This window comes from Microbulbifer maximicatervae (SeqCode), assembly GCF_052467815.1.
The window spans coordinates 1,076,890-1,084,667 of the sequence record NZ_CP174326.1; the positions used below are offsets into that span (position 1 = coordinate 1,076,890).

Genomic DNA, 7,778 nt, shown 5'->3' on the forward strand with positions numbered 1-7,778 from the left:
ACCTTAATTGCTTTCCCAGTTTTCACGGTTCAGTTCCGATTGTGGCCAGTGAACCAATCTCTTGAGCGGTAAATTCACCACTCAAACGACATCGCTCAAGTAGGTTATCCCCATGAACAACAGCCCATTCAATACCTTCACCAAGTTGCACCAAACTGATTCCCCATTGATCCTGCCAAATGCGTGGGATGCCGCCAGCGCATTAATCTGCCAAAACACAGGCGCCCAAGCAGTGGGCACCAGCAGTGCCGCCGTCGCCTGGTCGCTGGGTTATGCCGACGGCGGTACCCTGCCAGTTGAGGAACACTTAAGCGCTATCGCACGAATTGCCCGGGTAACCTCTTTACCTCTGAGTGTGGATATTGAAGGTGGATATTCCCAAAATCCCAAACAGGTAGCTGAGCTGGCCTGTAACATGGTTGCGCTGGGCGTTGCAGGCATCAATATTGAAGATGGTAATGACACCCCCGAATCTCTTGGCGAAAAAATCAGCGCTATTCGCCAAGCGCTTAACGGCCGCCCGCTTTTTATTAATGCCCGTACCGATGTTTATCTCAATGCACTCGCCAGCGGTGATAAAGCGGTAAATATGTGTGCAGAGAGGTTAGAGCTTTATCAGAGTGCCGGTGCTGACTGCGGCTTTGTGCCTGGGCTCTCTTCCATTGAGGAGGCAAGGAGTTTGGCAGCGGGTATCGACCTGCCAATCAATATTATGCTGCTTCCGGATATGGCCCCTCTATCGGATTTTTCTGCCGCAGGTATAAAACGTTTTAGTACCGGACCGGCTTTATTCCAGTCTGTCTACGGGCACTTAAGCGAATCATTAAAGCCGCTGACAGTGGTTAAAAGTGATAACGGTTTGTTTGGCAATGCGCTGGACTACGGTACATTGAATTCTGCATTTGTTGAGAGTATTTAGAGAGAAGCTTATAGCCAGGGTATATCAGTTTATGGCTTTTAGCTATTTACGGGGATTCTTTAGCTAACCTTCTGCACAAAACAAAAAGATAAAATAAGAAAGGGTCAGAAGAAAATATTGGGGGTATATGATTCTAATAGCGGACTGGAACAGAAATCCCAATAAAAGATCCATCAGAAAACTGCTGCCACGCAAATAGCTATTACCGGGATACCCCACTAAAAATATGAAGTAATCTTTTGAGCTGCAAATAAAATATTATTTGTACGAGGTATATTTAGCAAAGCAGATGGATGCTAGACAGCTAATATATTTATCTTGGCAAGCCGACAATCAATAGCTACCTGATTGTCGGCTTAAGGCATACCAGTCTGTAATATCCACCAGATCAACCGGCAGCATTACCATCAGAAGTCAGTAAACCGCTCCCAATTCCAGCAATATAATTTCTATTTAATAGAAATCAATCTCACTGCTGTCGCCAGCCCCTGTTTCATCGCCCCAAGTCACCACAGACTTGTCATCTTTTATTGCTGCAAAGGATGAATAATTGGTAAAAACCTCCAACACCCCACTCTCTAATTGATCACTGACACTGCTAGTATCAGTATAGTCACTGAGCCCCCAACTAATTACCGATCCATCAGCTTTTAGCGCGGCAAAACCCACATTACTCGCACCACTATAGGGATAAATCATTGCCACATCTCCAGTTAACTCAGCACTAACCTCGCTGCTATCGCCACCCCGGTCAGAAGAACCCCAGGTAACGACCGAACCATCTGATTTTAAAGCGGCATAAGCATAATTAGCAGTAAAGAGAGTTTCGACATCGCTCGCAATCTGATCACTCACTTCACTACTATCGCCACCATAGCCAGAACCACCCCAGGTAACCACCGAGCCATCTGATTTAAGGGCTGCTATAGCTCCGGCAGTTGCAAATACATCAACAACACCGCTGGAGAGTTCTGTGCTCACAGTACTGCTATCGCCACCATAGCCAGATGCACCCCAGGTAACGACCGAACCATCTGACTTAAGTGCGGCAAAGGAAACTTCCGATGCAAAGATAGTTTCGACTTCACTGGAGAGTTCCGCGCTAACGGCACTGCTATCACCACCGAGATCCTCGTCCCCCCAGGTTACAACAGAGCCATCTGACTTAAGTGCGGCAAAAGCATATCTATTCGGAAAGACAGTCACTACATCACTGGAGATTTCTGCACTAACGTCGGTGCTATCACCACCTTCATCTTCGTCTCCCCAGGTCACTACAGAACCATCAGATTTCAGTGCAGCAAAAGCATCTTTGCTTGAGACAATAGCCACTACATCACTGGAGATTTCCGTGCTAACGTCACTGCTATCGCCACCGACAGTTGCGCTTCCCCAGGTTATTACGGAACCATCGGATTTCAGCGCTGCAAATGCATATTCTGATGAATAAATATTAACAACATTATCAGCTAGGTCCGCACTCACAGAGCTGCTGTCTCCACCATAATCAGCAACTCCCCAGGTAACAACAGAACCATCAGATTTTAATGCCGCGAAAGCAGAATTCGCAGAAAAAATCTCAATAACATCTCCGGTTAAGTTGCCACTAACCTCACTAAAGCTGACATAATCATCATCTTCATCATCGGGCCATGACACAACCGAGCCATTATTTTTTAATGCCGCAAACTTATACCGGGACGAAAAAATTTCACGCACATAGACAAGGTGTTCAATTTCCATATCCGCCGTTTCACCGCTAAAGGAGGCGGTCAAGGTAGCTGAGCCACTCTCCAGTGCGGTGATAAGGCCAGCCTCTACCGTCGCCAAGTTGGTATCGCTTATCGACCACTCCGCTTCTTCTGTAACATCTTCTGAGGAGTCATCGTCATAGTAAGCGGTGAGATAATATTGATCAAAATTTGAGGTATCCCTGTCCAGCTGTACGCTTTCAAGGATAGGGGCCAACTCAACATCCACCTCAGTATCCACCCCTTCATAGGAGGCATACAGAGTAAATGACCCACTATGTAGCGGGGTGAGCAGCCCGGCATCCACCGTTGCCAGGTCAGTGTCACTCACGGACCAATCCGCATCACCCGTAACATCAACGGAAGAGTCATCACTGTAGTAAGCCGTTAAAAAATACTGGTATTCATTCGAGCTATCTTGTTCCAGCCCAATACTTTCCAATGTAACGGTTTCTGTGGTGCCGTTACCGCCACTACTGCTTCCGCCACCACCACAAGCACTGAGTAGACCAACCGTGAGCGTTAGTATTCCCAGGCGTAAAATGTGCAAAATGTGCAAATGCCAAGACTGATATTGGCCTTTAATTCCATTCATATAAACCCCCTCCAATAAAGCCGTCATAATAAAAAGCCAAGTGCCATATAGCAATTAAAATGGCTTTCGAATTGCAAATATTTCGACTCACTCCAACTATATAAGCATCATAAAAATCAAAACATTAAAGGATAAAGCCCTACCTTTATATTTGAATAAATACGAACAAGATATACAGATACAGGAGTACCACTTAAGGCACTCAACCCCAATACCCTGGAGGTTTCCACTTACTATTGCGATTAAAAAACAATTTTTTAACCTGCATTTAGATCTATATTTTTATTGGAAAGCTTAAGCTGCGGTAAATTAGAGATAATTAAATACGGGCATTTAAAAATTAAACTCCGCCTTCCCCAAGAGGAATTTCACGAAAACAATATCGCTGTATAAAACTGGCAATCCGCCGATTATTATTTATCAAAAAATATAACCATGGCGAATCTAAAACCGCTAAGTATATCCGTAAAGCACGGCAACTGCCGCTAACCTATGGTTACGTTAATGAAGTCAAGGTATAAGTTTTGTAAACGAGTCTCTGAATAGTTCGGTAAGGCCTCTGGCTTTCAGAGGCCCCATAAACTTTCCTCAGTCCGCACATCTCATACAGGCTACTTAGCCGTTGCGCTGACGCACAGCCTCAAACAGGCAAACACCCGTGGCAACAGAAACATTTAAGCTGCTGACCTCTCCCGCCATAGGAATTTTAATCAGGTGATCGCAGTGTTCCCGGGTCAAGCGTCTCAAGCCGCTGCCCTCGGCACCCATAACCAGTGCCAGGGGGCCGGTCAATTGGCTTTGGTATACATCCTGTGTCGCCTCACCGGCTGCGCCATATATCCACACTCCCGCCTGTTGCAGCTGCTGCAGTGCGCGAGCCAAGTTAGTCACGGTAACAAAGGGCAATACTTCGGCAGCGCCGCAGGCCACTTTGCGGGCTGTTGGTGTCAGTCCGGCGGATTTATCTTTCGGCGCAATCACCGCATGTACTCCGGCAGCCTCTGCCGAGCGCAGGCAGGCACCCAGGTTGTGGGGGTCAGTCACGCCATCCAGCACCAACAAGAAAGGCGCTTCGCCGCGCTGATCCAGTTGTTTTAGCAGGTCGAACAGGAATTTTTCATCGTGAACTTTTGTTTTGCCAGAACAGATAGCAACAACACCCTGGTGATTAGCGCCATCCTCAACTTTTTCATCCAGCGCTCGCCGGTCAATAAAGCGCACGGCAATATCATTTTTTTCCGCCTGCTGGATTATTTTTTGCAGGCGCTGATCCTTGCGGCCACGCAGTAACAGAAGCTCCGATACATTCTGCGGAGAACCTTTTAGGAGGGCCTGCACTGCGTGCAGGCCATAAATAACTTCCTGACTCAATTTATTCCTCGATCACTTTTTCTTTTTACTGCTAGAAGAAATCTTTTTCTTCTTTTTTAGTTTACCCGAACGGGTTTTGGCGTTTTCAGCCTTTTGCGCGGCTTTACGGGCAGCCACTGCAGGCCGCTTTCCGCCCTTGCGTGTCGGGGTACGCTTTTTAATCTTGCGTTTGGGCTGGGCATCTTCGCCTTGCCCGCCTTCACCTCGCCTATTGAGCGGCTCTTTTTCCGGTTTTGCTACAGGGGCTTCAACTCTGGCCTCTACTGGCACAGCCTCATCTGAGCCCACCTTGCGCTTGCGGAAAGGCGAGGACTTAGCTGTTGTCTCGGTATGCTTGGCCCAGGGGTTAGCACTGGTATTGCTGGGTTTTTCTTTTTTATCGCGGCCCCGGCGCTCGCGTTCTAATTGATGTTCTACTGCCATTTCCATAGCGCGGGCACTCACCCGCGTACTCTCTTTCTTTTTCTTCGACTCACGCTTGGCGCGTGGGACCAGTTCATTCAAGGTGAAATCCACCTTGCGCTCTTCGAGATCCACCCGTGCAACCTGCACGGTGACAGAGTCGCCCAAATGGTAACGTTTGCCACTGCGCTCCCCGATAAGACGCTGGTGCGCCTGCTCAAAGCGGTAATAGTCTTTGGGTAGGGCGGTGACATGAATCAGTCCCTCCACGTAGAGATCATCCAACTCCACAAATAATCCAAAGCCTGTGACCGCACTGATAACGCCGGAATAGGTTTCGCCCACATGATCCTGCAGGTATTCACATTTAAGCCAGCTGAGCACATCCCGAGTCGCATCGTCGGCTCGCCGCTCTGTCAGGGAACACTGCTCCCCAAGTTGCAACATGGCCGGCATGTCGTAGGGCAAAATCTGCTCACGAGCAATCGGTTTGGCGCCGGGCACAGAGTGAACTTTTTTTGCCACCGCAGCTTGGTTGGCGCTGCCATTGCGTATCAACCAGCGCAGCGCCCGGTGCAGGAGCAAATCCGGGTAGCGGCGAATCGGGGAGGTGAAATGGGCATAGGCCGGGTAATCCAAACCGAAGTGTCCGCGATTCTCCGGCTGGTAAACTGCCTGGTTCATAGAGCGCAGCAGCATCACCTGAATAATATGCGCATCTGCACGGCCCTCGATCTGCTCCATCAGGTCCTGGAAATCTTTGGGCTGTGGCTCACCACCACCGGGAAGGCGCAGCCCCAATTCACCCAGGTACTCGCGCAAATTACTGAGCTTTTCCTCTTTGGGTGCATCGTGTACCCGGTAGAGTGCGGGCAGTTCCGATAGCTCCATCAGACTCGCAGCGCAGACATTGGCCGCGAGCATACACTCTTCGATCAGCTTGTGAGCATCGTTGCGCACCACCGGAATAATTCGCTCAATTTTTCGCTGGGCGTCAAATATTATCCGGGTCTCAGTCGTTTCAAAATCAATAGCACCCCGGCGTTCCCGCGCTTCGCGCAACGCCAGGTAAAGATCGTGCAGGTTATCCAAGTGTGGGGTAAGAGTCGCAAATTGCTTGCGGGCACCACTATCGCGGTTATCCCGCTCATCGAGTATTTGCCCTACCTGGGTATAAGTCAGGCGCGCGTGGCTGCGCATAACCGCCTCAAAGAAACGGTAATCCTGAATTTCACCGCTTCGATTGATGTGCATTTCGCACACCATACACAGCCGATCGACATCGGGGTTCAGGGAGCAAAGGCCGTTGGACAATTTCTCCGGCAGCATGGGTACAACGAAATCCGGAAAATAAACCGAGTTTCCACGGCCGTGCGCTTCCTCATCCAACGCACTACCCGGGCGTACATAGTGGGAAACATCGGCAATGGCTACCAGCAATTTCCAATTGCCATCGGGTAAAAGTTCACAGTAGACCGCATCATCAAAATCCCGCGCATCTTCACCATCGATAGTAACCAGTGGTAACTGGCGAAGATCCACCCGGGATTTCTTGTGGTCCTCAAGCACTTCATCGGCAATTTCATTGACCTCGGCCGTCAGTGCACTGGGCCAGGTGTGAGGAATTCCGTAGTTGCGAATCGCAACATCAATCTCCATACCCGGGGCAAGGTGATCACCGAGAATTTCGCTGACCTCACCTTGCGGCACTTTATCCCGGCCCGGTTGGGTAACAATTTTTACTACGACATACTGGCCGTGATCAGCTCCGGCGGTATCCTCAGAGGCCACCATAATATCCAGGTTAATACGAGGATTGTCCGGGCGCACAAAACAAATACCGTTTTCCCGGTACAGGCGCCCAGCCAGCTGCTCGGTATTGTGCTTGATCACCCTGACAACAGCGCCCTCGCGTTTACCGCGAAAACCTCCGGGCGTTTCCCGCACTAATACTTCGTCACCATCAAAGACTTTGCGCATCTGTCGGTGGGATAAAAAAAGATCGGTGCCGCCATCACTGGGGATAACAAAACCAAAACCGTCCCGGTGCCCCATAACCCGGCCGCGTATCAGGCTCATTTTATCTAAAACACCAAAATCACCGGCGCGGTTGCTGGCAATCTGCCCATCCCGGGACATGGCGATCAAACGGCGCCGCACCCCTTCGCGGCGATCCTCATCAGTTATTTCCAGTAAATCGGCCACCGCTTCCCAGGGCACAGGTTCCGCCTGCTTCTCAAGGACTTGTAACAAGTACTCCCGACTGGGCACGGGCTTTTCATATTTTTCCGCCTCGCGCTGGGCATGAGGGTCAACATTGAAGGGGTCTGAGGTATTTTTTTGAGTCAAAACAGCATCCGTTGTTGGGCAGTTGCCAGGGTTGGCAACCTCCGGAGATTATCCGGCCATAAAGAGAGGCGGCGCTGATGGTGGATTCCTGGTCAATAATTCGCCGCTATTGCACGCATTATAAGCGATTTCGCCGATTTTCCCGACCCAATAAAAAAATGTTGAAAAAAGCGCAACGCAGTCGTTGACACAGGGAGGGCAGATCTCTATAGTTCGCGTCCTCAACGGAGCACACGTTGATTTGCCCAGGTGGCGGAATTGGTAGACGCGCTAGCTTCAGGTGCTAGTGACCTAACGGTCGTGGAGGTTCAAGTCCTCTCCTGGGCACCAATTCCAAAAAGGCTGACTCGCAAGAGTCGGCCTTTTTTCGTTTGGGCGATTAATTTTCCGG

General features: G+C 49.7%; 4 protein-coding genes and 1 tRNA gene. 2 read left to right on the forward strand and 3 right to left on the reverse strand.

The genetic code is table 11. From position 1 onward, the window contains the following. Positions 1–112: 112 nt before the first annotated feature. Entirely contained in the window at positions 113–919 is an 807-nt protein-coding gene (locus ACJJIW_RS04680; RefSeq protein ID WP_444936794.1) for an isocitrate lyase/PEP mutase family protein, read from the forward strand. Between the two features lie 453 nt (positions 920–1,372). Here ACJJIW_RS04680 and ACJJIW_RS04685 read toward each other — a convergent pair whose 3' ends face one another. The 3 genes from ACJJIW_RS04685 to rnr all read right to left on the reverse strand — a co-directional run bounded on the left by ACJJIW_RS04685 (position 1,373) and on the right by rnr (position 7,387). Next, a complete protein-coding gene (locus tag ACJJIW_RS04685) occupies positions 1,373–3,265 on the reverse strand; it encodes an RCC1 domain-containing protein (protein WP_444936795.1) in 1,893 nt (630 codons plus the stop codon). A 615-nt stretch (positions 3,266–3,880) separates the two neighbouring features. Continuing rightward, positions 3,881–4,636, reverse strand: coding sequence for a 23S rRNA (guanosine(2251)-2'-O)-methyltransferase RlmB (rlmB, locus tag ACJJIW_RS04690; RefSeq protein ID WP_444936796.1), 756 nt, complete (start codon positions 4,634–4,636; stop codon positions 3,881–3,883). A 12-nt stretch (positions 4,637–4,648) separates the two neighbouring features. Next, on the reverse strand, positions 4,649–7,387 hold the full coding sequence (gene rnr, locus ACJJIW_RS04695; protein ID WP_444936797.1) for a ribonuclease R: 2,739 nt from the start codon (positions 7,385–7,387) through the stop codon (positions 4,649–4,651). A 243-nt stretch (positions 7,388–7,630) separates the two neighbouring features. Here rnr and ACJJIW_RS04700 point away from each other — a divergent pair. Next, positions 7,631–7,717, forward strand: a tRNA-Leu gene (locus ACJJIW_RS04700). Positions 7,718–7,778: the final 61 nt, after the last annotated feature.